This is a genomic window from Paraburkholderia piptadeniae (genome assembly GCF_900007165.1).
Classification (GTDB): domain Bacteria; phylum Pseudomonadota; class Gammaproteobacteria; order Burkholderiales; family Burkholderiaceae; genus Paraburkholderia; species Paraburkholderia piptadeniae.
Map to the genome: position 1 here is coordinate 502 of NZ_CYGY02000093.1, position 26,389 is coordinate 26,890.

At 61.6% G+C, this 26,389-nt stretch carries 21 protein-coding genes and 4 pseudogenes; 14 read left to right on the top strand and 11 right to left on the bottom strand.

Annotated elements, in window-relative coordinates:
- Window positions 1-182, top strand: a 182-nt coding sequence (locus BN2476_RS47795) for a hypothetical protein (RefSeq protein ID WP_218274583.1), incomplete at its 5' end; no start/stop codon positions are given.
- Between the two features lie 339 nt (window positions 183-521).
- Window positions 522-1,141 (top strand): annotated as a pseudogene (locus BN2476_RS38105) (transposase); the annotation flags it as partial.
- Between the two features lie 299 nt (window positions 1,142-1,440).
- On the opposite strand, the gene BN2476_RS38110 reads toward BN2476_RS38105, so the two are convergent.
- The gene (locus BN2476_RS38110; RefSeq protein WP_235851142.1) at window positions 1,441-2,211 is read right to left on the bottom strand and encodes an SDR family NAD(P)-dependent oxidoreductase; all 771 of its coding nucleotides are present in this window, start codon (window positions 2,209-2,211) and stop codon (window positions 1,441-1,443) included.
- Between the two features lie 541 nt (window positions 2,212-2,752).
- Here BN2476_RS38110 and BN2476_RS38115 point away from each other — a divergent pair.
- The 5 genes from BN2476_RS38115 to BN2476_RS38135 all read left to right on the top strand — a co-directional run bounded on the left by BN2476_RS38115 (window position 2,753) and on the right by BN2476_RS38135 (window position 6,650).
- Entirely contained in the window at window positions 2,753-3,322 is a 570-nt protein-coding gene (locus BN2476_RS38115; RefSeq protein ID WP_087739359.1) for an RNA polymerase sigma factor, read from the top strand.
- 12 nt (window positions 3,323-3,334) lie between these two features.
- The gene (locus BN2476_RS38120) at window positions 3,335-3,649 is read left to right on the top strand and encodes a hypothetical protein (RefSeq protein WP_087739360.1); all 315 of its coding nucleotides are present in this window, start codon (window positions 3,335-3,337) and stop codon (window positions 3,647-3,649) included.
- A complete protein-coding gene (locus BN2476_RS38125; protein WP_087739361.1) occupies window positions 3,646-3,942 on the top strand; it encodes a 4Fe-4S dicluster domain-containing protein in 297 nt (98 codons plus the stop codon). The genes BN2476_RS38120 and BN2476_RS38125 overlap by 4 nt, the downstream gene beginning before the upstream one ends.
- 317 nt (window positions 3,943-4,259) lie before the next feature.
- The gene (locus BN2476_RS38130) at window positions 4,260-5,003 is read left to right on the top strand and encodes a hypothetical protein (RefSeq protein WP_087739362.1); all 744 of its coding nucleotides are present in this window, start codon (window positions 4,260-4,262) and stop codon (window positions 5,001-5,003) included.
- 672 nt (window positions 5,004-5,675) lie between these two features.
- Entirely contained in the window at window positions 5,676-6,650 is a 975-nt protein-coding gene (locus BN2476_RS38135) for an NAD-dependent epimerase/dehydratase family protein (RefSeq protein ID WP_160111831.1), read from the top strand.
- Between the two features lie 597 nt (window positions 6,651-7,247).
- Here BN2476_RS38135 and BN2476_RS38145 read toward each other — a convergent pair.
- The gene (locus BN2476_RS38145; protein ID WP_087739364.1) at window positions 7,248-7,760 is read right to left on the bottom strand and encodes a BCAM0308 family protein; all 513 of its coding nucleotides are present in this window, start codon (window positions 7,758-7,760) and stop codon (window positions 7,248-7,250) included.
- A 627-nt stretch (window positions 7,761-8,387) separates the two neighbouring features.
- Complete coding sequence (locus tag BN2476_RS38155) at window positions 8,388-8,816, bottom strand: hypothetical protein (RefSeq protein ID WP_087739366.1); 429 nt, start codon at window positions 8,814-8,816, stop codon at window positions 8,388-8,390.
- 259 nt (window positions 8,817-9,075) lie between these two features.
- Between BN2476_RS38155 and BN2476_RS38160 the strand changes: the two genes are divergently transcribed.
- Window positions 9,076-9,887, top strand: a protein-coding gene (locus tag BN2476_RS38160) for an IS5 family transposase (RefSeq protein ID WP_087739367.1) whose coding sequence is annotated in 2 segments (ribosomal slippage) — window positions 9,076-9,424 and window positions 9,424-9,887 — 813 coding nt in all. Because the reading frame shifts where the segments join, the coding sequence is not laid out codon by codon here.
- A gap of 24 nt (window positions 9,888-9,911) precedes the next feature.
- Here BN2476_RS38160 and BN2476_RS38165 read toward each other — a convergent pair.
- On the bottom strand, window positions 9,912-10,511 hold the full coding sequence (locus BN2476_RS38165; RefSeq protein WP_087739368.1) for a ParB-like protein: 600 nt from the start codon (window positions 10,509-10,511) through the stop codon (window positions 9,912-9,914).
- Here BN2476_RS38165 and BN2476_RS45975 point away from each other — a divergent pair.
- Window positions 10,489-10,728, top strand: coding sequence for a hypothetical protein (locus BN2476_RS45975; protein WP_143811139.1), 240 nt, complete (start codon window positions 10,489-10,491; stop codon window positions 10,726-10,728). The two genes, BN2476_RS38165 and BN2476_RS45975, sit on opposite strands and share 23 nt — an antisense overlap.
- Before the next feature lie 871 nt (window positions 10,729-11,599).
- Here BN2476_RS45975 and BN2476_RS38175 read toward each other — a convergent pair.
- Window positions 11,600-12,510 (bottom strand): annotated as a pseudogene (locus tag BN2476_RS38175) (glyoxalase).
- Window positions 12,511-12,616: 106 nt separating this feature from the next.
- Here BN2476_RS38175 and BN2476_RS38180 point away from each other — a divergent pair.
- Window positions 12,617-12,819 (top strand): annotated as a pseudogene (locus BN2476_RS38180) (tannase/feruloyl esterase family alpha/beta hydrolase); the annotation flags it as partial.
- Between the two features lie 114 nt (window positions 12,820-12,933).
- On the opposite strand, the pseudogene BN2476_RS38185 reads toward BN2476_RS38180, so the two are convergent.
- Window positions 12,934-13,921 (bottom strand): annotated as a pseudogene (locus BN2476_RS38185) (sterol desaturase family protein).
- Between the two features lie 37 nt (window positions 13,922-13,958).
- Window positions 13,959-14,969: a YVTN family beta-propeller repeat protein gene (locus BN2476_RS38190; RefSeq protein ID WP_087739370.1), complete on the bottom strand. Its 1,011-nt coding sequence runs from the start codon at window positions 14,967-14,969 to the stop codon at window positions 13,959-13,961.
- A 286-nt stretch (window positions 14,970-15,255) separates the two neighbouring features.
- On the opposite strand from BN2476_RS38190, the gene BN2476_RS38195 reads away from it, so the two are divergent.
- Entirely contained in the window at window positions 15,256-17,154 is a 1,899-nt protein-coding gene (locus tag BN2476_RS38195) for a potassium transporter Kup (RefSeq protein ID WP_218274584.1), read from the top strand.
- 123 nt (window positions 17,155-17,277) lie between these two features.
- Here BN2476_RS38195 and BN2476_RS38200 read toward each other — a convergent pair whose 3' ends face one another.
- The 4 genes from BN2476_RS38200 to BN2476_RS38215 form a co-directional block, all read right to left on the bottom strand.
- Complete coding sequence (locus tag BN2476_RS38200; protein ID WP_087739372.1) at window positions 17,278-18,612, bottom strand: ABC transporter ATP-binding protein; 1,335 nt, start codon at window positions 18,610-18,612, stop codon at window positions 17,278-17,280.
- Between the two features lie 11 nt (window positions 18,613-18,623).
- Window positions 18,624-20,375: an ABC transporter permease gene (locus BN2476_RS38205; RefSeq protein ID WP_087739373.1), complete on the bottom strand. Its 1,752-nt coding sequence runs from the start codon at window positions 20,373-20,375 to the stop codon at window positions 18,624-18,626.
- Between the two features lie 361 nt (window positions 20,376-20,736).
- Complete coding sequence (locus tag BN2476_RS38210) at window positions 20,737-22,233, bottom strand: carbohydrate porin (protein ID WP_087739374.1); 1,497 nt, start codon at window positions 22,231-22,233, stop codon at window positions 20,737-20,739.
- 95 nt (window positions 22,234-22,328) lie between these two features.
- Entirely contained in the window at window positions 22,329-22,787 is a 459-nt protein-coding gene (locus tag BN2476_RS38215; RefSeq protein ID WP_143811140.1) for a hypothetical protein, read from the bottom strand.
- Window positions 22,788-23,787: 1,000 nt separating this feature from the next.
- Between BN2476_RS38215 and BN2476_RS47360 the strand changes: the two genes are divergently transcribed.
- The 3 genes from BN2476_RS47360 (at window position 23,788) to BN2476_RS38230 (ending at window position 26,370) form a co-directional block, all read left to right on the top strand.
- Window positions 23,788-23,928: a hypothetical protein gene (locus BN2476_RS47360; protein ID WP_162849291.1), complete on the top strand. Its 141-nt coding sequence runs from the start codon at window positions 23,788-23,790 to the stop codon at window positions 23,926-23,928.
- Window positions 23,929-24,045: 117 nt separating this feature from the next.
- The gene (locus BN2476_RS38220; RefSeq protein WP_087739376.1) at window positions 24,046-25,722 is read left to right on the top strand and encodes an NRAMP family divalent metal transporter; all 1,677 of its coding nucleotides are present in this window, start codon (window positions 24,046-24,048) and stop codon (window positions 25,720-25,722) included.
- A gap of 414 nt (window positions 25,723-26,136) precedes the next feature.
- Window positions 26,137-26,370: a hypothetical protein gene (locus BN2476_RS38230; protein ID WP_143811141.1), complete on the top strand. Its 234-nt coding sequence runs from the start codon at window positions 26,137-26,139 to the stop codon at window positions 26,368-26,370.
- Window positions 26,371-26,389 lie beyond the last annotated feature (19 nt).

Sequence of the window (26,389 nt, forward strand, 5' to 3'; positions counted from 1 at the left end):
GGTTCTCCCGTCTGGCGACAAGTGTCCATCCGGCGGCAGTCCATCCGATGGGCGTCTTCGAAGCAGGTGGGTGGATCATGGTGCTTGTCTTCGTGGCCGCTTATGCGGGTATCGGGATGGACAGCGCAGCGTGCCGTCTGCATTCAATCGCCGGGCCAGCCCCGTCGGGGGGCCATCCATGACAGGGACGCCGTGGTCATGTCGCCCACCCGGGGATTCATTACCTGCGTCGTCGGGGCAGTCCGTCTACTACAGAGCTTGCGGAACGACGCTGATTAAGATTAGATGCCGCACAAGGCGAAATCCAGCCGATTTGTGCTTGCCCGGCAGTCGTCTGCATCGGTGTCAACACCCTGGGGGTGCACACTTTCTTGTTTGCGAAGTTGCCATGCGACATCAGCCGAATGAAAGAAGATAGACCGACGGGATCCGTCGACGCGATAAAGGAAGCGCCGACGGTGCAGTCGCCAATGGACCACTTAGCCGTTTAGCGAAGCCCCCTTTTGAACCTGCACCGGGATAGCCCGATGGCCAAGGCTGCGCGCGACCCATGGGCAAAAAGAAGATCAAGGCACTGGCAGACCGTGGATACTTCAGCGCGCCGGAAATCAAGGCTTGCGCAGACGCGGGCATTGCGGCGCTGGTACCGAATTCGCAGACCTCAGGTGCGAAGGCTGACGGGTGGTTCGATCGGGCTGACGTCATCCATATTGCCAAGGACGACCAGTACCTGTGTCCGGCCGGTCAACGGGCAATATGCAGATACACCTCGCTTGAGAGCGCCAATCTACTGAAAACGCATACCTACTGGAGCAGTGCATGTCCGCGTTGCCCGATCAAAAGCCAGTGCACGCCGGCTGATTACAGGCGCATCCGCCGGTGGGAACACGAGGCGGTACTTGAGAAGATGCAACTCAGACTGGATCGCCAGCTTGACGCAATGACGATACGACGCCGAACGGTTGAGCACGTGTTCGGCACCCTCAAACACTGGATGGGTTCGACCCACTTCCAGACGCGCGGGCTTGGCCGCGTTGCAGCCGAAATGAGCTTGCACGTGCTGGCATATAACCTCAAGCGCGTCATCAGAATTCTGGGATTCGCTGGCGCGATGCGGGCAATGAAGCTGCGGGGCGCGTGATCTAACGCGCTCAATTCACTCGCGGGTAGGCGACGCAATCAGCCCAGACGCACGCAATCTGGCGTGCGGCAAATGCGCGACATCAGGTCCTTTGCAAGCCGGCCGGCCCAGGCGTTTTTACACAGCCTCGGCCGGCCGTAGTCAAGCTTCACTAGCGGGCGTGGTCAGGCGTGGGAAACGATTGGCGGGCGGGCCGTTGCAATCAAAAAGTTGCAACGGCATGTGTTCGACGACATTCAGCTGGCGCTGCGCAGATACCACCACATCTATCCGCACAGCGCCTGTGCATGCGGGCTGCGTCAGGCGATCCAACCGCCGTCGACAGTCAGGCTCTCGCCGGTTGTGTAGCGGCTTCGGGGCTCGCGAGATAAGCCACGGCCGCAGCGATTTCTTCCGGCTTGCCGAAGCGGCCCACGCTTGCCAGCTTCGTCATCGTTTCGTGGTCTTCCGTGCCTGCCGGGCTGCGGAGCAAGTTCTGTATCGATGGGACCGGGCTGCACAGCGTTGACGGTCACGCCGTACTTACCGAGCTCACGCGACAGACCGCGTGTGAAGCCGCGAATGGCGAACTTCGATGCGATGTAGAGCGTCACGCCGGGCAGCGGCGCTGCTTCGCCGAAGGCGGAGCCCGCGTTGATGATGCGTCCCAAGCCCGCCGCGACCATCCGCGCTGCCGCGTCCTTCAGCAGTTCGATCGGCGCGCGCCCATTCAGGTTGAAGTGCGTGTCGTATGAAGTCTCCGACGAATCGAGGAACGGTCCGTATTCGACCGTGCCCGCGTTGTTGACGAGGATGTCGAGCCGCCCTTCGAAGCGGCCGCTGAACACGTCGTTGACCGAATCGATGAGCGTCTTCACGCCTTCCGACTGCGCCAGATTCGCGCCAACTGCTTCGGCCTCGCCGCCGGCATCGCGGATCGCCTTGACCACGGCGTCCGCGCGCTCCTGGCTGGACGCATAGTGAACGATAACCGATGCGCCGTCACGCGCCAGACGTGCCGCGATAGCGGCGCCGATGCCACGGGAAGCGCCGGTCACGAGTGCAAGTTTGCCTTTCAGAGCTTGAGTCATGGTTGACCTCAATAGGGATTTTTCGATGGCTCCGCCGGCCGAAGCGGCGCGTAGCGGAGTGCGGCATCTGCGCCAATGCGTTTGTGCATTGGTTGATGCGTATCCCGTGCTCGGGCGAGATTGCGCGGTAGCTGTCGACGAGGAATAGCTCCTATTCCCAATCTGACGAGGCGTGTTGGGATGCGCGAAGCGTAGGCGGCACTTGCATAGGCGACGAGGTTTTTTTCCGGGATCATGCTCGTTGACGACGTGCTCGACGAAGGCAACGAAGGCGCGCGCTTTCGTCGTCGCCATGCGTCCGGACGGGAAGCCGGGAGCAGCCACGGGGCTGCGGCTAGGCCAGTCGCGCCGACTCAGTCGCACAGTCGCAAAAAAGTGTGGCGCCGGTCGCAAATACTCTGGCGCCCTACGATGCGGCAGGCGCTGGCTGAGTAGCGCGCATCGTGATCCCTTTCTCTTACAGCGCGCGCACCGCCTTCCGGCGACCCAGCTTTTTTGCGACTGGCGACAATATTCCTGATCCTGAATCGTCATCACACGCATGGAACCGCCGCACACCACGAACCGGATGAACGAACGAGACAGCGACATCGCCGCAACCGTCGTGCGAGAGCGCACGAGACTCGGCAACTTCATCCGCCACCGCGTGCGCGATCCTGGCGAAGCGGAAGACATCTTGCAGGACGTGTTCTACGAGTTCGTGCAGGCGTATCGGCTTCCCGAGCCGATCGAACAGGCTGGGGCATGGCTCTTCCGCGCAGCGCGAAACCGCATCATCGACCGGTTTCGCAAGAAGAAGGAGCAGCCCTTGCCCGCGCTGGTAGACGACGACGTCGAATACAGGCTCGATCTCGCGCTGCCTGCCAGCGATGCCGGCCCGGCAGCTGCCTACGCAAGGACCGTACTTTTAGAGGCGCTGCAAGACGCGCTCGACGAATTGCCGGCGAATCAACGCGATGTTTTCATCGCGCACGAACTCGAAGGACGCAGTTTCAAAGAGCTGGCGGCCGAGACTGGCCTAAGCGTGAACACCCTGCTTGCGCGCAAGCGCTATGCGGTGCTGCAACTGCGTGCTCGTCTGCAGGACATTTATGACGGGTTGGATATTTGAAGGAGTCGATGGATGAAATTCAGCGTGAGATGTTTCGGAAAGGCCCTATTGGTTCTGACAGGCATTGCCCTGTTGGGTTTAATGGTGATGCTGCTCTGGAACTGGGTCATTCCAACGGTATTCGCGGGCGGCCGCTCGATCGACTATCTGCATGCGCTGGGTCTGCTGATCCTGAGCCGGATACTGTTCGGCGGATTTCGAGGACACGGCGGCTGGCGCGGACATCGGCACTGGCGCCGTTGGGAACGGATGACGTCAGAGGAACGCGAGCGTTTTCTGAAGAGCATGTCTTCCACTGGCGGCAAGCCTCAGGAGGATCAGGCATGAGCCGCGCAGCGATACCTGTATGCAGGCAGGACGAGGGTGTGTTTGCCCCAGTGGTCAACTTGAAGCGTTGTGAAGGCAAAGGCGATTGCGCCGTGGTGTGCCCGGAGCAGGTTTTCGAAGTCCGCCGTATCGACGCGGCAGACTATCAGCAGTTCGGACCGCTGCAGAAACTCAAGTTGCGTGTGCACGGGATGAAGATCGCTTATACGCCGAACGCCGAGGCATGTCGGGCGTGTGGGGCGTGCGTAACGGCCTGTCCGGAGCGGGTGATTACGTTAGCGCGCGCGACTTGACGCGTCAATTGTCGTTCAAGAGACTGAGATCCCTTGTAGCGTCATCGCGTTACAAAAAAGGATCTCATACCGACACCTCCCCACGCCAGTGTCGCTACCCGACCCGTACCCTGCCGGATGCGGTCGGCCGAGGTCGGACCCGAAGCGACCCCGTAAATCTCTGCCGTTCCTCCAGAGGGGCATGAAACCAGCGCCCTCCCACTCTGATCCTGGCGCCCCAGGATGTTGCTCACGCGGCGCGGGTACCCTGGTCGACGCGAGACAGATAATCAGCGCATACTTCTCCGCACCACCGCTTCAGATAGCAGGAGCGAATCATGGCGCCCCGGCTCGTGAATTTTCTCATCCTGGCGATAATGCTGGTCGGGATGCTCGACGCGTTGACCGGCTGTGCGGGGAACGCCGTCGCGCCCTCGCCTTCCGCGAGCGCCCCTGCGCCTGGGATCCCTGGCGGTGCGACTCCCGCTGGATTATTCAAGATCTGCAAGGCGCAGACGTACGCGCTCTGCGCGACCGCCAGCTGCACGGTGATAAACCAGGTGGCCTACTGCAAATGCGACGTCAAAGAGGGGGACAGCATCAGTTTGCCGCTGCGGGTCGACGGCGAGGACGTCTGCTCGATAAATGCCAACGGCGTCGACAATGGGTACATGGTGAGCACATTCAGCTTGCCGGAGTCCGTGGTCGCGCCGAACGGCCATCGTGCGCTCTATACCTGTCCAGCGGGGTCCACCGGCGGCTACGCGCAATGCGACGGCGGCATTTGCTTCACCAGCAGCAACGGCAGCTCGTTCCCCGGGTTCGACAGGCAGCTCGGAAGCACGGATATCATCTGCGCGTGTCCGATAACCCAGGCTCAGGGATCACCAGTCGGCTATCAGATCGCCGGTCCCTATCCTTGCGCCGATTCGTATTTCCGCTACTGCAACAGCCAGACCGCCAACACTAGCACGGGCTCGACGGTCAAGGTCGGCGCCCCGACAGGAACGGCCGGATTCCTGGCCCTGCAGCTCAACGGAAGCGTGCCGAAGTTGAACGAGTGCCGCGCTCCCTCTCAGTAGCCGCGAGAGCATAGCTCGGCCCGGGCGTTGTCACGTTGAGGTGCTGGCAACGCAGTAGTACCAAGGAAGCACATCTGCTCAGAAAGCAGACGGATTTCGGGTGAACTCGGTGAAGAGATGCCACGGCTCACCGCGCGGCGTAACAAACACTTTGTCGGGATGCCATGTGGCGCCGGGCTTACGGCGAGCATTCTTGACGCAACGGGCGAAGTCTGTGCCCGCCGGTGGATTTTCCACAAAGCAGACACCCATCAGCCGGCCGCTGTCAAAAGTAAAAAATGAAAACGTCACAAGTCAATTGCGTTCATTAAAGTCACAACGCCAGGTTGGTTATCTGTTCTGGATAAAGGCCTTTTCGGCGCCAATACTCAGTCAGCCAATTGCATCGAGCGGCGCAGTTGCCAGCACGCCTGACTCCTTCTCTTTTTGCAGTCGGTGCCTGTCTGGGAGACACATAAACCTCGCTTGAGCCGCTGGCACGCGCGCGCATGAACAATGGATCAGCCAGCGTTTGCTTCTGCCGCGCTCGCGAATGGATTAATGGCAGGGTCGGACTCAAGGGCTACGAATCGAAATACCCTTAATCTGCCGACCCACGGCAAAATGGAAGTCCAGGCACCGTTCCCTTCTTTTTTCGCGATTTGTGCACGGTGTAAAGACTCCAGGACGAACATGGCGACCGTATTCCTGACCGGCGCAAGCGGATTTCTGGGCGGACATTTGCTGCGCGAGCTGTGCGCGGCTGGCTGCGAAGTGCGCGCGCTGTCGCGGCGCGCGGAATCGGACAACGCCATCGCTGCTCAGGGCGGCATTCCGGTCCGCTCCGACCTCGCGGACGTAGCGTCTCTGGAAACGGCGCTTAACGGGTGTGAGGCGGTATTCCATGCAGCGGCCAGCACCAGCATGTGGCGTGCTCACGCAGCGGTGCAAACAGCCACCAACGTCCAGGGAACCGGCAACCTGCTGCGTGCCGCCGAGTCGTTGGGCGTGCAGGCGTTTGTGCACACGTCGTCTGTGTCCGCTTACTCGCATCTCGAACACCGGACGCTCGACGAGTCGATACCGCAGCGCGGCGCCGAAAGCTGGATCAACTACGAGCGCACGAAATACCTGAGCGAAGAGGCGGTGCGCCGCGCCGGCCTGCCCTGGATCGTCTTCAGTCCGTCGCACATCCTCGGTCCGGGCGACCGTCACAACTGGGCACGCCTTATCATGCTGGTAGACCGCGAGAAGCTGCCCGGCATTCCGTCCGGCAGCGGGTCATTTGCCGATGTGCGGGAAATTGCCCGCGTACAGGTGCGCGCCTGGCAGCGGCAGCGGTTCGGCGAGGCGTACCTGCTCGGCGGCGAGCATGCGAGTTATGTCGATTTCGTGCACCGCGTGGGTGCCGCGTTGGGCAAGCACACACCTCGCGCCGCAACACCGGCGTGGGCATTGATGACATTCGCTCGCGCCGCCGATGCATGGTCGCGGGTCACAGGGAAGGAACCCGACGTGACGCCCGAGGGGGCGGCGATCGTCTGCGAAACGCTGCGCGTCGATTCCTCAAAAGCAAAGCGTGAACTGGACTATGTAGAAACCCCGCTAAGTACGCTGCTTGCCGATACCCTCGCCTGGATGAAGCAGGAAGGTTTGATCGCTGAATAACGAGTCGGTCAAGCTGCGCGCTCTGATCGACAGGCCGCATTGAATCTCCTGCCTTCACGCTGCTGTATCTGGCGGCCTGCACATCGCCGAGCGTAGCGCAACGCGGTAGAAATACCGGTTACCCGGTCTTATCGGCTGGACACGCACCCGTGATCGGTCATCTTCTTCCAGCGACGAATCACGTCAGGTACGAAAGCAGCCGAAGCAGAGGCCGGGCTGCCGGCGAAGGCGCACATGTCAATGCACGACGACTTGACCGCCATTGCTCAAGCCGCAATTCTGGGGCGCCGTGCTTCTGCAAGTGCATACATGCTCTGGAGCAGCGACTGACCACAGCCTCGTTCAACATACTGAACGATCCCGTGGCACGTGGACATTTCCTCGGCAATTATATGGGCCTGGCTGCCAGCGGACCCACGACCGTGTACCCGTTATTCGGCGTAGCCGGGTCCCAAGGTCGTCAATGTCGGCAAACACTGCGGGAAAATCGGCATTGGTGATCGGCAATGAGTCTGTCTACCGCAAGCATGGTACCGCGGGGGTGCGGCCGGCAGGTGCCGCTCACCGGCATCCAGGCAGACACAGGCCGTCGCCCTGCTACTTGCTGGCACTGCGCGTCCAGTGCGCACGCAGCAGCCCTTCGCCGTCGCCGTAGCTGATCGTGAGCTGGCCCTGGTGAGCCCTCGTGAGCGCCTCGCCCAATCTGCGCACGAGGTGTGGCCCGGTGGTGCGCACCGTAACCTGATCCGGCTGTGCGTCGACGGCCATGATGCGTTCAAGCGGGTGCTGCTGCGCTTCGCCCGCTGCCTCGTTACGCAGTAATCCGAGCACCTCGTCCCGCCGCGGCGCCAGATAACCGCCGGCAAGCACGAGCTCGCCGGCCGGCACCTGGTCGAGAATGCGGCGGCAAGCCGGGCATACGATCTGGCGGGTTTTGTCCGCCGATGCGTGCCAGGTCCAGCGGCCGTTTTCATAGGTCGCGCCGCATTTGCTGCATGCCGTTCCGCTCCTCATCCGCAACGGCGACCGGTAACTGTCGTCCGTATGCGCCTGCGGTTGCTGATCGCGACGCATCCTCGTCGTGGCGGTTCGTTCGTTAGTGCGGTTCATCGTCCTGTCCTCCGTTCACGTTGCCTTGTCGATCCCGATCGCCCGTTCGCCCCGCGAAATTCACACGACGGCGAGACGGTCGAGTACTTCGCGCACGCCCCTCGGCGAACCATGCCGCCCCGATGGGCCGCACGCTTTGGCCGGCGAGCGGACCGCGCCAGACCGCGACACGGTCCTGCGCACCGATCGATGTCGGCGAAATCCCGCATGCGTTGCCAGCGCAGCGAATCTACGCGCCGATATCCGCGGCCGCCTCGTTCGTGCACATCGCGATCCGACTGATTGCGACCGACCATCCCGCGCACGCGCACTGACCGGCATTTCGCAGGCGTGCCGCTGACAATTTCAGTCTACTTCGCCGCTGAGCGTCATGCAGCCGCGTTCCACCTGGAGACGGCACCACAAAGAACGTCGAATCCGCTGCAGGGTGTTTCAGCAGACCAGGCAACAGCACCTTTCTGAGGAGTACTTCGTGAATGTCGGCGCGGCATTGCCCGGCGCGGCCAGCCTTCATGGCTGACGTGCGATACGCTGACTCGGACGTGTGTGGCTGTCTCTATCCTTCCCGCATCAGCCACTCCGGCCGGCGCGACACCAACGATGGCTTCCGGGTCATTAACCGGCCCGTCACGGCTCAAGAATCTCGAGTCCGTTTTCTGCACACCATCGCCTCAGCGCTCCTTCGACAGAGTCGGCTTCAAACTTATACCAGCGTTCGAGAGCGCCTTTGCGCGCCAGCAAATCCTTGAAGCGAGCGTAAGCACCCTGCCGATGGAAAAAACCCTCGACCTGGTCGTAACACGCAGGCAACTCGTGTGCGACAAAGCGCAATGCGAGACTTCTTCCAAGGTCGAGCTCGTTCTTATGCGGTATCGCAAGGTAGCGATCCGAAGTTTCAAGGTCGTCAGGAACATCCTCGTCGAACGCGTCGTTGGACCCGGAAGTCCAGTAGACCTTACCCGTATCGAGGGAGACATACGCGTTGTGCTCCATCGGCGCCGCGTAGCTAACGAAGTCGAAGGCCATAGAGAGATCGTCGTGTTTGACTGCGACCATGGGTTACTCCCACAGGTTGCAACGTTTGAGATGGGCGGGCCTCGCCGCAGCAACCCTCCTGCGTGAGATGCCTACAGAACTTCGAGGAAGGGCCGCCAGCTACGCGACGTAGCACGCGAGGTTCACCTGGAGGGCATCATCGGCAAGGGTATTGAAACGCCCTATCGGTCTAAGAAGCTTTAACAAAATGATGCACGGGGGGCTGTTAACTCGCAGCGATTGATGTTAACTTCATCGTTGTTTCGGTAACGGAAAGGACATGGCCAAGCCGATACTCGATGATGAGTTGTGGGCACTCATTGAACCCTTGCTGCCCCCACCCAAACCACGCCGTTCACGCTACCCCGGACGCAAACCACTCGATGACCGGTCAGTGCTCACCGGCATCCTGTTCATCCTGCAGACGGGCCTGCGCTGGGACCTGCTACCGCGCGAGATGGGTTGCGGCAGCGGCATGAGCTGCTGGCGCCGTCTGCGCGACTGGCAGGCCGCCGGCGTCTGGGACCGACTGCACGAACTGCTTCTTGCAAAGCTACGCGAAGCTGACCGCATAGACTGGTCGCGCGTGGTCGTCGACTCCTCCTCGATCCGCGCGGTGGGTGCGGGTCAAAAACGGGACCCAATCCCACCGACCGTGCGCGACCAGGTTCAAAGCACCACCTCATCACCGAAGCGCAAGGCATCCCGCTCGCGGTAATCCTCACTGGCGCCAACCGCCACGATGTCACCCAGCTTCACGCGCTGGTTGACGCCATCCCGCGCATCGCGGGCAAACCTGGCCGCCCGCTTTCGAAACCCCGGATCGTTCAAGGCGACCGAGGTTACGATCACGACAAATACCGCCGTCCACTACACGCTGCCGGCATCGACACTGAAATCGCCCGACGAGGCGAACCTCACGGCAGCGGACTGGGCAAAACCCGCTGGGTCGTCGAGCGCACCATCTCCTGGCTTCACAACTTCCGACGGCTGCGCATCCGCTTCGAACGTCTTGCATTCATCCACGAAGCCTTCATGAAAATCGCATGCTGCATCATCTGCTGGAGAAGACTGAAAACGTCATTTTGTTAAGGCCTGTAAAGCAGAAACCGTTGCTCAAGTCCCCTTGTAGCCCGGCAGTGTCCGGGCGTGCTCACTTTTCGCGAGGTCGATGGCGTACAGGACCGCAGCCTGAAAGTTAGATTTGACGTGCTCGACGGCAATTGAACGACGGAAAAAATCGGCCCACACAAATTCGGCGAAAGCGGTGGGCGTCTTTTCATAGCCGCCGGCATTGCGCACGTACCCGGCGAGCGAACGATAGGGGTCGTCGATCAGCTTTTCGAGGTGATGGGGTATAAACGAGTAATAGTGCCGCACGCCATTCTCGTCGAGGGGGTGAACCCACCGGTTCTTATCCATCTCCGTCCAGAACGCTTCTTCAGTCGCGCAATTGGACAGGTCCGCCTCGACCAGAAAGAAACCCTTGGCGACCCCCGCTTCGTAGGCAGCTCGCCCGAGGTGATGGTGGTCGGTGATGTATAGCTTTTTGGCCGGCCCAACCACCGCAGGTATCGGGTGAACTTGCATGAACGCCCGTTGATCTCCGGGCGTGAGCGATTTCAGGTGATGCTTTTTATCCATGACTTCGATCATGCCAACCGTGAGCTGCGTCGGGTGGAGTTCATGAATCATGGACTCGTGGATTGCTGGCATCTGGAACTCCTTCAGCTTTTTAGGTCTTCTTGATCAGCGGCACCTTGCCTGGCAGCGCGTACAGGCGCTGTTCAGCAAGCGCACCGTCGGGAATCTCGGCGAAACCCGGTGCAGCGAGCTGCCGACTCTTCGGCGGCCGGAATCCGCAGCGGTCTCGGCGCCGCAAGGGCACCCGCTCCGGCAGCAGCCAGAAGTGTGCGGCGCAATCCACTGCTAATGGACTGGTTCATGAAAGCTCCTCCGCATGCTGATAGCTGGAGCTTACTCCACGCCGATGGACAGACAAACCCGACGCGGACGGTTTCAACTTGCAGCAACCCTATGGCGCCGGACACAGCCTGTACCGGGTCGTCCTTCGGGGTCGAAATTCCCGTTCGTGAAGCCAGGATGCGGCGCTGACAGACAGGCGCGGTCGGTGAAAGTGAGCGGGCCGCTCAGGCCGACGACGCGACGCACAACGAACGCTCGAATGGCCGTTGTTTGATGCGGAGTCAACCGGTGGATGCGAAAATTGCTGAATTCGTTCGGCCGGCGGCTCGTTGCCCCGGGGTGGGGTCGGGCGATCCGCAAAATTGCGCCTCCGCTACAAGACAAATCTCGGCGGAGTGGTAACGTCGTGTCGACAGAACCCTGAATTTGTAAGGTCGCTTTGCGACACTTTGGTGTCACCCTATCGTCGACGAAGGGGCCGAGCGTGCCTGAGTGGCGCAAGACCCAGACGTCACGGCGCTCGGTGTCGCTTGCATCGAGGTACCGCGCGTCGCGTTGCGGTTGTAGCGCGACCAGTAGCCGTGGCCGGTCCCATCGAGTGGCGCTCGAAACGCGCGCCGCTGAAGGGAGCAGGCGCGTGCCCTGGCGCTTGTGCCGCTCAGACAGCGATCGGACCAGCCAGGCTGCTGATCACGACGACGCCGACGAATGCGGGGAACACGATGAGCTTGAGCATGACACCGCGGTCGAAGCCCGTGACGCCGGCGCCGAGCAGCACGAAGTTGCCTGGTCCTATGCGCGGTAACAACCCGAACAGCGCGACGAACTCAGTGTATCGACGAACCCGGCGATCTCGGAAAATACGGTGTCCTCAGACTTCATTTTGCGACGCTGGCATGGATTTCGGCAATGTAGCCGCCCGGGAACTGGACGATCGCAGCATTGCGCCCGTCCGATGTGAATGGCGGCACGAGCACGGCCACACCCGCGACGTTCGCCTTCTCCAGCGTTGCGGCGAGATCCAGCACTTCATAGCCGGTAGTTTCCCGCCCGAACGGGTAAGGCAGATGACCATTCGTCACGAGCACGGTCATCTTGCCGAAGCCCGATTCGATGCGCACGCGGCGATAGGTGTCGTTCGGCCGGCCGATTTCGATGCCTGGCGCGTCAAGCACATCAGACACCACCCGGCCGTTCGAGAACTTGACGAAATCGTGAACCAGCTTGTGCAAGTTTTGCGGCGATACGTAGACACGGTTCTCGGGGATCGTCTGCAACGGAGTGTAACGCGGTGCCTGGGTATGCCAGTACAGGTGCATCTTCACGCCGCCCGCCCACGTGATGATCGCATCGCGGCCAGTCGGATCGGGGTGTCGACAATCACCTCTGCGCCGTGCTCGCGCGCCACCTTCATGGCCGTGTCCATGTCGATCACGAGGTAACCGTGCGTTCCGCGCCGAAGGGCCACGGGATGGGCGCCTTTAACGCTGAACACGGAAATCGTGCCGGCCGGTGAAAATACGAGCTGCGACATGGTTTGGCTCGGCGTCGGCGTGACCGGGAATAGGCCCTGCTTCGACTTGCTGCCGCCGAACGTCGCGACGAAGCTGTCGGTGAAGCGGTCGAAATCTTCGGGCGCGACGTACACGTGCGTCGTGTCATATTGCGGACCGACTGCGACCGTCGGCGTAGCTGCCGGCATGACCGGCGGCTTTGCGAACAAAAGAGAAGAGGCCACGAGGCCGCTCGCGATAGTCAGCGCAAGCAGTGCAGAGCGAATTGTTTTCATGACCGGATTCCCCACTTGTTTCAACGCACTGTTCAATCGATCAGGCACGGCTTTCGCTCGCGGCATTTTCGGCATCGCCAAGCTGCCGCCAGAATGTTCGCAAAGCGCGTTCATTCCTTCCGTCGATCTGCTCGGCGCGCTCGACAACTGGGTCACGCGCGGCATCGCGCCGGAGACGCTGCTCGCCACCGACTCGCTGCAGCCACCAATGGACGCACGCGTCCGCTGTGCCGCTATCCGATGTTTTCGCGCTATCTGGGCAAGGGCAATCTGAACAACGCCAACAATTTCGCGTGCAGCGAGTCCTGATCTCCCCGATAAGTACTCGTCGAGACGCTGCGCCAATGGCGTTTCTGCGGCGACGCAAATCGTTCCATGGTCTTGGGGATCAACGGTTCACGACGGGATCCGCGGCACGGGCGCTCAGTCCGTCGCACGATCGAGGTAGAGTCTTTTTCCGCGCAGACGCATCACGATGCGCTCGAACGCAAACCACTGCTGCGCGATCACGCCTTCGCCGTAAGAACGCGCGGCACCGTCTGGCGCAGGCAACTGGTCACGGATGCCGGTGGGCTCGACGGTCCGGTTCCATGACGCGGTCCTGAACATCATGTCCCACCACGGAAACAGCACGCCGAAGTTGCACCCGTAGCGTGTGCCTTCATGACCGTAGCCCACCGCATGATGACGACGATGAAACGCCGGGCTGACGATCACGCGCTCAAGCAGCCGTCCATACGGCAATCGTGCGTTCACATGCTGCAGCTCTGCATGAAATTGCCGACGGCAACCAGCACGACGAACTGGGTTGGCTGTACACCGATGAACAGGGAAACGGCCGCAAAAAACGCTGCCTGGATCATGTCGTCGAGAAGGTGGTTGCGGTCATCCGCCCACAATGATGCACCGCGTGCAGCTCCCACCACACGCCAAACCGGTGCTGCCAGCGGTGATACCAGTAGTCGAAGAAGTCGAGCACGACCAGATAGATCAGGAACGATACGACCGCCCGATCGGTGACACCCGGCCAGATGCTATCGAGATCGATGTTTGGCACATCGTAGATCGCCATCAGGCTCTGCCAGTGGTCGAACAGCGGCTGGAGCATGAAGAAGAACGCAATATTGATGATGCCGAGCTTGGCGATCCACGTATAGATCACGTCGGCCCGCACTGCCTTGCGGTCATGCCAGGCCTCGACGGGCCGCAGCGCTTCGAGCGGCCTCAGTGCGGCATACGTGACGACGATTTCCAGCACGCCGATGATCACCCAGTAAAGGGCGTCGTACGTGTCCTCGTCGTAGCCCATCAGCCCGAACCGGTAGAAAAACGGCTGCACGATATCGACATACAGCAGCGTCTGTAGCGTGGAGATGCCGTTATCGAGTTGCGCGAGGATATCGTGAATCATCAAAACCTCTGAATTGCGGGTACGTTAAACGTGAGGATCAATCCGGATTGGGCGCGTACACGGGCGCGCGGTCCGCGAAATACAGACCGTGGGGGGATCGTCCGACCGCAACGGTATCGATCAGTTTGCGCGTATTCAGGTCGATGATGCCAACGTGCCGGGCGAACCGGAACGTCACCCACAGGTAGCGGCGATCGGCAGAGAGTTCCATGTCGTCGGGGCCGGGCATCAGGCCCGTGATATCGCCCACTTTGGTCAGAGTGTTGTAATCCAGAATGCTGATCGTGCTGTCCACGCGATTCGACACGGCGACGTGCTGGTCGTCGTCGAGATTGCGGAAGTTGTGCGCGCCGCGTCCGGTCTGGACTCGTTTCACGACCTGCTGTTTGTGCCAGTCAACCACGGCCACGTCGTCTTCACCTGTCATGCCAATCAGCAGGTATCGGTCGCCGGGGGTCATCCAGAGGCCGGCGGGTGTGTTTCCGACATGCAGCTTCCACAATACGGCCTGCGAGCGAAGATCGATTGCCGCGACTTCTCCTGTGCCCTGAAGCGTGACGAAGACCGTGCTGCTATCCGATGTGAAAGTCATATGACTGGGCGTCTTTGCCAACGGCACACGCTTCGCAGGCGCGATATTCTGCCCGTCGTAGCGGTAAATGTCGACGCGGTTGAGTCTCAGCCCTGCCGTCACGAACCACCTGTGATCAGGAGAGAAGCCCAGCTGATACGGGTCCTCGACATCTTCGAGCCGACGCTGCACCTTCCCGCTGTGGGGATCGACAAACATCAGGTCATTGGACACCGAATCGGCGACGATCAGCGACCGGCCGTCCGGCGTGATCATCAGATGGTGCGGCTCCTTGCCAGTGGGCTGCGTACCAACGACATGGTGCGTCGCCTGGTCGACGAGAGTGAGTCGCGCCTCGCCGGAATCGAGCACGATGACGTAGTCAGCGGCAGCCGCGCTGGGTGTCAGGCCAACCATGCCGCACAGCAATGCGGCACAGGCGCCCGCCCCTTTGATGAAAGCGATCGGTAGTGACATGGAGATGGAATTTGCGCGCAACGCGTGTGGGCAATGCTGACGATTGAAAGCCTGTCACGGGCGACTTCGACCTGACTACTTCTTCATAACGCTGCAACCGGCGCCACCGATGACACGCCTGAGGACATCCGATGCAGTCATTGACGGTGAAAATCGCTTTGGCGCGCAGATGCCTGACACATGTAGCAAACCTGAAAGAAACATCCCGTAGGATCGCACGCTCCCGTTCGATCCCCGGGTTCGATTCATGCGACATTTGCCCGAACCAGTCAACACGCTTTCAACCATGTCTACAACTGCCCTTCGATCTGCGTCACATGGAACTCACACGATGCCTGCCCTGGTGCTCGGCGCGATTGGCGTCGTCTTCGGCGACATCGGCACAAGTCCGATCTACACACTCAGGGAATGCCTGAAAGCCGCGGGCGGCGCCAGTCAGATGAACGTCTACGGCATCGTATCGCTGATCCTGTGGTCCATTATCGTCGTCGTCACGTTCAAGTACGTCTGCTTCGTCATGCGCGCTGACAACGATGGCGAAGGAGGCATTCTTGCGCTGACGGCACTCGCGTCGGGCGTTGCGCCCGTTCGGCTTCGTGCCGTGCTCCTGACCCTCGGTGTGTTCGGCGCCGCGATGTTTTACGGCGACTCGATGATCACGCCGGCGATCTCCGTCATCTCGGCAGTGGAAGGCGTGACGCTCGTCGACCCACATCTGTCGGAGTGGATCGTCCCGATTGCGCTCGTCATTCTCACCGGGCTTTTCAAGCTGCAGAAACGCGGCACGGGCGCCGTGGGCAAAATATTCGGGCCCGTGATGCTGGTCTGGTTCGCGACCCTCGCCGTGCTCGGCGTGATCAACATCGCCGCTCATCCCTCCATCGTGCTTGCCGCCTCACCGCAATACGCTTTCATCTTCATCACCCACGCACCCGCGACCGCTTTCATCGTGCTCGGCTCGGTGTTTCTGGCGCTGACAGGTGGAGAGGCCTTGTATGCCGACATGGGGCATTTCGGCAAAACGCCCGTTCGGCTGTCGTGGCTGTTTCTCGTGTTTCCCGGGCTCGTGCTCAACTATTTCGGCCAGGCGGCACTGGTTCTGGCCAGGCCTTCCGCGATCAGCCAGCCCTTTTTTGAGTCAGCGCCAACATGGGCGTTGATCCCCCTTGTCCTGCTTGCCGCGGTGGCGACCGTCATCGCCTCTCAGGCCGTCATCTCGGGCGCGTTCTCGATGACCAAGCAGGCCGTGCAGCTGGGGCTCCTGCCACGCATTCCCGTCGTTCATACCTCGAGCCTGGAGATCGGGCAGGTTTACGTGCCTTTCATCAACCTCACCCTGTATGTGGCTGTCGTCTTTCTCGTGCTGTTTTTCAGATCCTCCGACAACCTCGCAGCCGCCTACGGTATTGCCGTTGCGTCCACGATGCTGCTCACGACGCTGCTGATGTACTTCGTCACGCATTGCCTCTGGCGCTGGAAGCCGCTCGCGACGCTCGCGGTCATCGGGCCGATGGCCGTCGTCGATGCATTGTTCGTGTCGAGCAATGCGAACAAGATCATGGACGGTGGATGGTTTCCATTGCTGGCGGGCGTCGTGCTCTTCACGATCATGACAACGTGGAACAAGGGACGGGCAATGGTCGTGCAGCAGATCAGGAACGACAGCCTTCCGCTGGCGCCGCTCATCAGTTCGCTGACCGGGAGCGAGCACCCCGTGTTGCGCACGCAGGGCACAGCCGTTTTTCCGGGCGGCGTGACCGACATGACGCCCTCTGCGTTTCTGCACAATCTGAAGCACAACGGTGTGATGCACCGTATCAACATCTTCATGGCCGGCGCGACCGAGAACACGCCGCACGTCCCGGACAAGGACAGGGTTTCCGTTAAGGACCTTGGGAACGGTTGCTATTCGGTAGCCGTGCGTCACGGATTCATGGAGATTCCGAATGTTCCGGCTGTTCTCCGGCTTGTCGAAAAGCGGATACCGGAATGGCATTACGAGCCGAACGAGGTCTCGTTTTTTCTCGGGCGCGACACGATTGTTGCCACGGGACAAAGCCATGCGATGTCGCTATGGCGCGAACGGCTGTTTGCATTCCTCGCGCGGAACGCAGCGCAGGCAGCGGAATACTACAGTCTGCCGCCTAACAGGGTTGTCGAAATGGGCGGCCAGATCAATCTCTGATGCGTGTCTGACACGGCGCGCCCATCGCGGATACAGTGGCGCATCACGGTGTCGGTCGATCGCTGGCACTGGGCGTGTCGCACGCATCCCGACGCGCCCAGTGACGGCAATGCTACTGCGCGATCATGATTCGACGTCGGCCAGACTGAACACTTCCGTCTTGTCGTTGTACGAGAAGATCTCGGCGTAGCGGCCCCAGTCGATCACGGCGTCGAGCGTCTCCTGTGCTGCACCATCGGACAGGAAGTCTTCGAGTTCCTGCTCAAAGCGCACGCGCGGCGCGCGGTGTCCCCGGCGCTCGTCCAGCACTTTCCTGATCCGCGCGGCCAGGGGCACGTGGCGCAGCAGATGCCCGGCGAACATCATCTTGCGTTCCTGCGTACCCGAGTCTGCAAACACGCGCGCCGCGGGTGTGAGGAACACGTCGCCCTCGCGCACGTCGGCGAAACCGAGGTGTTGCAACACTTCGGCAATCGGAAACAGGTCGTCCACTTCCAGGTGCAGCGTGCGCGCAATTTCCGGCATGTCCGCGCGGCCATGATACGGCGCGCCCGCGAGCGTCTCGATCAGACCGGCCATCAGGTTGGTCGACACGTTTGGCAGCCAGCTGTGCAGCTCCAGCCCCTTCTTTGTCGTTTCGTCCTTCTGACGCGCAGTCATCTTCGCGTAGATGTCGTCGACGAGACGGCGGAACGCCGGGTCCAGACGGTTGCGCGGATGCTTGAACGGCACCTTGATCTCGGCGATCACGCGGCCTGGATTCGACGACAGCACGAGGATGCGGTCGCACATGAACACCGCTTCCTCGATGTTGTGCGTGACGATCAGCACCGACCTGATCGGCATGCGGCCCTGCGTCCACAGATCGAGCAGGTCGGTACGCAGCGTTTCGGCCGTCAGCACGTCGAGCGCAGAGAACGGCTCGTCCATCAGGAGCAGCGTCGGATCGACGACCAGCGCGCGCGCAAAGCCGACGCGCTGGCGCATGCCGCCCGACAGCTCGCGCGGATACGCGTTCTCGAAGCCGTCGAGACCGATCAGGTCGATCGCGGCCAGCGCGCGCTCGCGCCGCTCGCGCGCACCGACGCCGAGCGCCTCGAGGCCCGCCTCCACGTTCTGCAGCACGGTGAGCCACGGAAACAGCGCGAACGTCTGGAACACCATCGCGACGCCTTCGGCGGGACCTTTGAGCGGCTTGCCCATATAGGTCACTTCGCCGTCCGTCGGCTCGATCAGCCCGGCGATGATGCGCAGCAGCGTCGACTTGCCCGAGCCAGAGCGGCCGAGCAGACCAACGATCTCGCCTTCGCGCAGCGACAGGTTGACGTCGTCGAGGACGAGCAGTTCGCCCTGTGCCTTGTCAAAGCCACGGCATACTTTTTCGACACTCAGCACTTCTTCACCGAGGCGCGGTGAATACTGGAGCACGTCGGCCGTTACAGCATTCAGATTTTCCATCGGATTCACTCTCAATCAAGTCGCAGCCTGGACTCGGCATAGGCATACAGCGGACGCCACAACGTGCGGTTAAACAGGGTAACGAAGAGGGACATCACGGCGATGCCCAGGATGATCTTCGGAAAATCGCCCGCGGCAGTGGTCTGTGCGATGTAAGCGCCGAGCCCGTGGGCCGCCACCTTCGTATCGCCCCACTGGACGAATTCAGACACGATGCTGGCATTCCACGCGCCACCCGACGCGGTAATGGCACCCGTGATGTAGTACGGAAAGACGCCAGGCAGCATGGCCTGTCGCCACCACTGCCAGCCGCGAATGCGGAAGTTCGTCGCGGCTTCCTTGTAGTCGTTCGGATAAGCGGTCGCTCCCGCGATGACGTTAAAGAGGATGTACCACTGCGTACCCAGCACGATCAGCGGCGACAGCCAGATATCCGGGTTCAGGTGAAACTTCACGATCACGATCACGAAGACCGGGAACAGCAGGTTCGCCGGGAACGCCGCGAGGAACTGCGCGAGCGGCTGGATCTTTTCGGCAAGCGCGGGGCGCAGCCCGATGAGCACGCCCAGCGGCACCCAGACCAGCGAAGAGATGGCGATCAGCACGGCCACACGCAACAGCGTGATGAGCCCCAGCACGAAGACGTGCCCGACCTCGTCGAGCGTGACGCCCGTACGTACATACGCAACCACGCGATAGACGACGTACACGGTCAGCAGAAGCACCAGGATGCCCCAGATGATGTCCCCTACGCGCGTCCACTTCTGACGCTGCGCGTTGGGAAAACGCGTCGTATCGCGCATCGGCGTATGCATGGGAAGACGGGCCGTCCTCGCAAGCAGCGCGCCCATCGGCTTGAGCATCTGATGGATCAGGCGCGTACGGCGCAGCATGTCGAGCAGCCACGACTCGGGCGCGTTGCCGGAACTGGTGGTTTCCATGCGGAACTTGTCGGCCCACGCGACGAGCGGACGGAACAGCAACTGGTCGTAGGCGAGGATCACAACCGTCATCGAGAGAATGACCCAGCCGATCGCATGCAGGTTCTTCTCGGCGATGGCCTGCGCAAGATACGCGCCGATGCCCGGCAGCGTGATCGTCTTGTTGCCGACGGTGATCGCCTCCGACGCGACCACAAAGAACCAGCCGCCCGACATCGACATCATCATGTTCCAGATGAGGCCTGGCATCGAGAACGGCACGTCGAGCTTCCAGAAACGCTGCCACGGCGTCAGGTGAAAGCCCTTCGAGACTTCGTCCAGATCGCGTGGCACCGTACGCAGCGACTGGTAGAAGCTGAACGTCATGTTCCACGCCTGGCTCGTCCAGATCGCAAAGATCGCCGCAAGTTCGGCACCGAGCACGCGCCCCGGAAAAAGCGACAGGAAGAACGTGACCGTAAAGGAGATGTAGCCAAGCACGGGCACCGACTGCAGGATGTCGAGAATCGGGACAAGCACCTTCTCGGCGCGGCGACTCTTGGCCGCCAGCGTGCCATAGGTCAGCGTGAAAATGAGGGACGCGATCATCGCCGCGAGCATGCGCAGCGTGGTACGCATCGCATACTCGGGCAGGTTCGACGGGTCGAGCGAGATCACCTGGGTCTTCAGGGTCGACATCGGTGCGAGCGTCTGATGAAAGCCGATGGCCGCCATCGCGATCAGACCGATGATCAATGGAAAGGCAACAAAGTCCCATCCGTTCGGAAGCAGGCGCCATGCAGATGCGTTCGCCGTGCGGTTCAGGCTGAAACTGAATTCCATCAGAGGTCTCCCGGAAAAGAGCTGGGTGAGCCACTCGGTCATGCACTTACCGGCCGGTAGCGTGGTCGCACTCAACGTATCGTTGGCAGCGTATCGTTGGATCGGTCATTGTCGGCTTCGGGTGACGGCACGCGTGCCCCCAATTTTCAATGATGGCGGGCATTTGTGACCGAAACTTTGCTGAATTTCTGAAACCGTCAGTTTGCGGTAGAGCCGGGCTCCTGCCAGCCTTTGATACATGACAGATCGTTGCCGTTGCGCGTCGCGCCAGAAGTGCAATGCCAGTGGCGCGGCGCTCCACGCTTCCCGCCCGGGTCGGCCGCATTGCACGCCCTGTTGATCTTCATGCACGTACTACGCTTCAGAACACGATGTTCGTCCGTACGCCGAGAACGAATTCGTTGCCGATGCGCGTCGTTGGGTTGTCCGGCTGCGGGATGCCACCCGACGGCCGGAAGAAGTACTGCGCATCGGCCTGCAGCATCCACCACGGCGCGACCTGATACTGATAGGTCGCTTCGACAACCGTTTCCGCACTGCGCGACGGGAAGCCAGGCGTCGTGAACGTTGCCGTATCGCTGGCGAGATTGCGGGCGTGCGAACCGATCTTCGCGTAGCCGACCGCAAGTCCGGCCACATCGTTATCGCGTCCCCTGAACGGCGCCTTCAGCGTCACGCCCGCATTCACCCCCAGGTCCACCACATTGCGGTCACCCGGCGCGCCCATGATGCGCGCGAACACGTTGACGGACTGCGGACTGTCTGCAGACGGTCGCCAGACCATCTGGTCGGCGACGGCATAAAAGCTGTAGTTGCCCTTGTGACTCTGCGGGATGCCGGTGCTTGCCGGATCGGCGAGCGAGCGGCCGATATTGTCGAATCGCTGGTCGGCAAAGTGATTGGTGTTGTACCAGAAGCCCAGCTTGTACGTGCCCGGCAGACCGGACGATGCCGCATCGGCGGGACTGGCGGGCGGCGGGTTGAGCGCGTACTGTACTTCGCCGATGAAGAGTGCGCCGTTGCCAAGGCCAAAATTCGTCCCGTGGGCGTTCAGCTTCTGCGGGTCGCCTACGCCGGGCGCTGGATTGCCGTCGAATACGCCCGCGAGCACCGTCCATGCATCCGAGGGCTTCACGCGCAGGCGGACACCGAGCGATGACAGCGGATAGGCGGGGCCGCCCGCCGGCATATCGACGGACGGCAGCACCGGCCAGCCGAATGTCGCGTTCACGAACGGCGTCGCATTCTGGCTCACGATGAATTCCTGGTCCAGGCTCTGCTGGCCGATCTTCACATCGGCCTTGCCGCCAAACAGTGTCTGCTGATACCAGAGCTCCCACAGGCGCGTGGTCGCATCAGCCTCGATGCCACTCGCGCTCTGCAGGGTCTGCAGATTGCGTGTGGTCAGATTCGTGCCGTGAATCTGCAGTGCCGATACGTTGAAGCTGCCCCCTGTCAGCCCGACGGCCTTCTCCAGGTCGACACCGACGCCCAGCTGCGTCAGGCCGTCATACGCCCCGCCCCGTGTGGTGCCGCCCGACAGGTTGTTCAGGTACTCACTGGTTTCCTGCAGGTTTAGCGTGATGCCGTAGTGGCCGAGCCACGGGCGCAGTCCGCCCATGTCGCCGAACAGGTTCGGGCGTTCCCAGAGGCCCGTCGGTGCGGCGGGTGCCTGGGCTGCCTGGTCGGACGCGCCGCTCGCGGCGTCCACTGCGCCTTTCGACGCAGGTTCTGCGGACGGTGTGCTGTCTGTGGCGGTTTGCGCGGCGGCCGTCGACAGGATACCGAGCGAGAACAGCACGCCCAGACCAATCGGCGCGCCGGATGAAAGCAGCGTGGTTTTCAGTTTCTTCTTCATCGCAGGACGAGGCAGGTTGCGCCCTGCCGATCACGGCAGGGTCGGTTGGAAGATCAGACACGCCGGATGTGGCGCGAGCGTGAAGCCAAAAATAATCAGTAGAACCACCAGCTGAGCCGCCACGCACTCTCCAGTTCAGCACCGGCCGGCGACGCTGAGAACATCGCGACGAGCGCAACGGCCATGGCCATTGCCGCGAGAATCGCGTAGCCGGTGGGCGTGAGCGGACGACCGGCGACCGCCACGCGCACGGCGGCGCGTGCAGCCGCCAGCGCAGCGCGATGCAGTTGCCGGATAGCAAGACGACGTAGCGACTGCGGTGTGCGGCCGTGGACCACCGCGCCGTTGGCCACGAGGCCGGCTGCGCTACCCTGCGCCGGTACGATCAGCAGATGGGCCCGCACGGCGATACCCGTCATGCGGTTGGCCCAGTCCTCGCCAAGCCGCGACGGCGCCTTGCAGAGAACGACAGCCGCGGGACGTACGGCATCCACGGCCCTGAACGAACCAACAAAAGGAACAGCAAATGGAACAGCAAACGATTTGAAGACCATGACCTGACTCCCGTCCGGCCCGACGAGGTCAGGCGACGTGCCACGTCCCGCAGCAAGACTGCGAGGCGATCGAACAAAGGGAGCGTGCTGCTGACGGACGGCCAGACCGGCCGTCATCGATGAAGCGCGCTAACCCGACTTGGCGAGCTAGCGGCGAAGGAGAATCCTGCGGCGGCTATCTCGCGGTAATGCTGCCGGCGCATACCGGCATCGGACTTCCACTGCTAGAGCATGTGTCCACGGAGGACTCCTTTAAGGCAACGCGGCGGATTGTAGTCGGCACTCGTTCAGGCTGGCAAGTAAAATTTGCGTAAAGATCATCGCACTGCGAATCAACAACACGGCCCTTCGATTGCGTCAGCTACCTGACAGGATAGAAAGACCCGAGATGTATCCCTGCCGGCAATGGACCGCATTCACAGAGTTGTCTCATAGTTTTGTTCTACTTATGAACTGCGTTGTATCAACTGCGTTGACTTGTCGCAAAATACGCGCCTACAATTACACATCTTGACAAAGGGGGCTGATGCCTTGGACAGCTGCAGTAGTCGATCTACGAACAGTTTCGCCGCCTGACCGGCAGGACGTCCGCGCTTCCCTTCCATAGCCGCCGTCCCGCCAGCAGGCGGACGGTGCGCGTCGCAGTCTTGACACTCCCGTGCACCTCTATCAGCGCCATACAGGCGTCGCATCTGCGCGTCCCGCATTTGCACGTCCGTAAGGCATTTCGTCGCGAGTCATTTCGCGGCTGCGTTTGCGCGCCCGTCTGTCGCAAGACACGAGCGCGCAGGTGGATACGCGCGCGTACAAACCGTGCGCAAAACCTTTGAGCAAGGGAGGTCGTGATGCCAGACAGTGACAGTTGCCCCTTACGCCACATGTCCCAGTTGTGTCCTGAGGAAAGCGAGTAGGCTCCGTTCGCCGCGCCCCAAGTCGAGCCCGGCTGCGTGCCCACTGGCTTTCCGCGTATCGCGTCAAGCCAGACGCACGGAGAAACATCATGAATTTCGGGCTCCTCCTTTCGAATCTGCCGCACGTCAAGGAGTCACGTGACTACTACGACGCCATGCTTTCGCTGCATCGGTGCAGTGCTCACCGGCTCACCAATTTCTGGCTCGGCGTCAAAGCCCTGATTTCGTAAGCACCTGCGCGTAGTCCGACATACGCAAGCGGTGCCGTCAACCGGCGACTCACATCCTTACGTATGGCGGAAACCCGCGGGGCCGACTACTCAACCTGCCTGTCTCGGAGAAATACAATGTCCACTCCCTCGAACGTTTCACCACCACGCGCCGTAGCAATCGAACGCAGTGCAGTTCTCGACGACGCCCATCTCGGCGACATCAAGGGCGCACTCGGCACGATTGCGCGTCATGACACCGCGCCCCGCACCAGCTGGTGGGCGCGCTTGCGTACGCTACTCGCGATCCTCGGTCCCGGCCTCATCGTGATGGTCGGTGACAACGACGCCGGCGCGTTCGGCACCTATACCCAGGCCGGACAGAACTACGGCACCACGCTGCTGTGGACCATGCTGCTGCTGGTGCCGGTGCTCTTCGTCAACCAGGAAATGGTGCTGCGCCTCGGTGCCGTGACGGGTGTCGGCCATGCGCGCCTGATCTTCGAACGCTTCGGCAGGTTCTGGGGGGCGTTCAGCGTGATCGACCTCTTCATGCTCAACGCGCTGACCATCGTGACCGAGTTCATCGGCATCACGTTCGTCCTCGATTTCTTCGGCGTCTCGAAGATTGCCGGCGTGTGCATCGCGGCAGCGCTGACCATGGCGGCCGTCAGCACCGGGAATTTCCGAAGGTTCGAGCGCTTCGCGATTTTGCTGTGCATGCTGAGCCTGCTGCTCGTGCCCGTGCTCGTGTCGATCCACCCGCCGGTTGGCCAGATGACGCGCGACTTCCTCGTTCCGAACTGGCCCGCGCACTCGAAGCTCTCCGACGTGATGCTGCTCGTGATCGGCATCGTCGGCACGACGGTTGCGCCGTGGCAGCTGTTCTTCCAGCAGAGCTATGTCGTCGACAAGCGCATCACGCCGCGCTTCATGAAGTATGAGAAAGCGGACCTGTGGATCGGTATCGTGTTCGTGCTGATCGGCGCAGTGGCCATGATTGCATTCTGCGCAGCGCTCTTCCAGGGCAAGCCCGAGTTCGGCAATTTCACCGACGCGGGCGGCGTCATCGCCGGACTCGAGAAGTATGCGGGTCATACGTCGGCCGTCCTCTTCGCGATCGCGCTGTTCGACGCCGCCATCATCGGCGCGGCGGCGGTGTCGCTGTCGACGGCCTACGCGATCGGCGACGTGTTCAGGATCCGTCATTCGCTGCATCGCGGCTTGTCGGACTCGAAGGGCTTCTATCTGGTCTATTTCGGCATTGTCGCCGCTGCTGCGGCCATCGTGCTGATTCCTGGAAGTCCGCTCGGTCTGCTCACGGAAGCCGTGCAGACGCTTGCGGGCGTGCTGCTGCCGAGTGCCACGGTATTCCTGCTCCTGCTGTGCAATGACAAGGCCGTGCTCGGCCCGTGGGCCAACTCGAAGAAACTGAACCTGTTCACGGGCGCGGTGATCTGGGTGCTGGTGATGCTGTCGATCATCCTGACCGCATCGGTGATGTACCCGGACATGAGCGGCGAGACGATTCTCACGATGCTCGGCGGCGGCACGCTGCTCGCCATTGTCGGGTACGCCTCGACAGTCTCGCTTCGCAGGCTTCGCCGCGAACCGGCGGAGAGCACGGGAGAAGGCACGGCTCAGGCCTGGCCGAAGAACGTGCGCGACACATGGCGCATGCCGCCGCTCGACGAACTGCCGCCGCCCAACCTCACACTGGCCAAGCGCGTCTGGATGGGGGTGTTGCGCGGATACCTGCTGCTCGCGGTGGGGCTCGTTATCGTCAAGGTCGTGCAGATGACGCTTCTCAGGTAGAGCGGGCCTGCGTACTTCGCCTGCGTCGTCAGCAATTCCCGCTGGCTCGCAGCGTGAATCTGCCTGCATTCGACCAGGCAGGTTCCACCATGCGCGAAAGGTGGATAACGTGAGCCGGATTCGACCGCTTTCCGCTCGCGCTGCCCGCATGCCCGGGCGGCGGGCAACGCGCGCCCACGCGTCGCGAGTCAGTCATGGTGACTGGCGGGGCAGACCGCTCAGCCGCACCGAGTGGACGCTGCTGGTGCTGTGGGCATGCCTCCTGACCTCGGTGCTCTGGGCCACCGCGCTCGTCGCATTGATTCGCGCGATTCAGCGTACGCTCGACTGATGCCGGCTCCCATTGCGCCTGGAGCGGGTACGCATCCTGACAACGACGAAGAGACTTTCGCGAAACGGATAGAAGGTGATGCCATGATTCGCCTGCAGATACGTCACAAGACGGGACCCGTCGTCCTCGTTATCGGCCTGTTTGTGGCGATCATTGTCGCCATTGCGACCGTGGGTCAGACCATTCTCGTGCCGGCTCCCGCTACAACCGGCGTCACTGCTGTCGCGACGCCCGCTCACGATGCGTGGCGCGCTGATCGTTTCCACTGCCTGATCCACGGAAAATACTGTGTGAGCGATGTTCTCCGCGGACACTGAGATACGGCCCATATTGGCC

Coding starts and splice junctions, on each gene's coding strand:
- BN2476_RS38110 (WP_235851142.1), bottom strand. CDS start 2,211: ATGACTCAAGCTCTGAAAGGCAAACTTGCACTCGTGACCGGCGCTTCC.
- BN2476_RS38115 (WP_087739359.1), top strand. CDS start 2,753: ATGGAACCGCCGCACACCACGAACCGGATGAACGAACGAGACAGCGAC.
- BN2476_RS38120 (WP_087739360.1), top strand. CDS start 3,335: ATGAAATTCAGCGTGAGATGTTTCGGAAAGGCCCTATTGGTTCTGACA.
- BN2476_RS38125 (WP_087739361.1), top strand. CDS start 3,646: ATGAGCCGCGCAGCGATACCTGTATGCAGGCAGGACGAGGGTGTGTTT.
- BN2476_RS38130 (WP_087739362.1), top strand. CDS start 4,260: ATGGCGCCCCGGCTCGTGAATTTTCTCATCCTGGCGATAATGCTGGTC.
- BN2476_RS38135 (WP_160111831.1), top strand. CDS start 5,676: ATGGCGACCGTATTCCTGACCGGCGCAAGCGGATTTCTGGGCGGACAT.
- BN2476_RS38145 (WP_087739364.1), bottom strand. CDS start 7,760: ATGAACCGCACTAACGAACGAACCGCCACGACGAGGATGCGTCGCGAT.
- BN2476_RS38155 (WP_087739366.1), bottom strand. CDS start 8,816: ATGGTCGCAGTCAAACACGACGATCTCTCTATGGCCTTCGACTTCGTT.
- BN2476_RS45975 (WP_143811139.1), top strand. CDS start 10,489: ATGGACTCGTGGATTGCTGGCATCTGGAACTCCTTCAGCTTTTTAGGT.
- BN2476_RS38165 (WP_087739368.1), bottom strand. CDS start 10,511: ATGCCAGCAATCCACGAGTCCATGATTCATGAACTCCACCCGACGCAG.
- BN2476_RS38190 (WP_087739370.1), bottom strand. CDS start 14,969: ATGTCACTACCGATCGCTTTCATCAAAGGGGCGGGCGCCTGTGCCGCA.
- BN2476_RS38195 (WP_218274584.1), top strand. CDS start 15,256: ATGTCTACAACTGCCCTTCGATCTGCGTCACATGGAACTCACACGATG.
- BN2476_RS38200 (WP_087739372.1), bottom strand. CDS start 18,612: ATGGAAAATCTGAATGCTGTAACGGCCGACGTGCTCCAGTATTCACCG.
- BN2476_RS38205 (WP_087739373.1), bottom strand. CDS start 20,375: ATGGAATTCAGTTTCAGCCTGAACCGCACGGCGAACGCATCTGCATGG.
- BN2476_RS38210 (WP_087739374.1), bottom strand. CDS start 22,233: ATGAAGAAGAAACTGAAAACCACGCTGCTTTCATCCGGCGCGCCGATT.
- BN2476_RS38215 (WP_143811140.1), bottom strand. CDS start 22,787: ATGGTCTTCAAATCGTTTGCTGTTCCATTTGCTGTTCCTTTTGTTGGT.
- BN2476_RS47360 (WP_162849291.1), top strand. CDS start 23,788: ATGAATTTCGGGCTCCTCCTTTCGAATCTGCCGCACGTCAAGGAGTCA.
- BN2476_RS38220 (WP_087739376.1), top strand. CDS start 24,046: ATGTCCACTCCCTCGAACGTTTCACCACCACGCGCCGTAGCAATCGAA.
- BN2476_RS38230 (WP_143811141.1), top strand. CDS start 26,137: ATGATTCGCCTGCAGATACGTCACAAGACGGGACCCGTCGTCCTCGTT.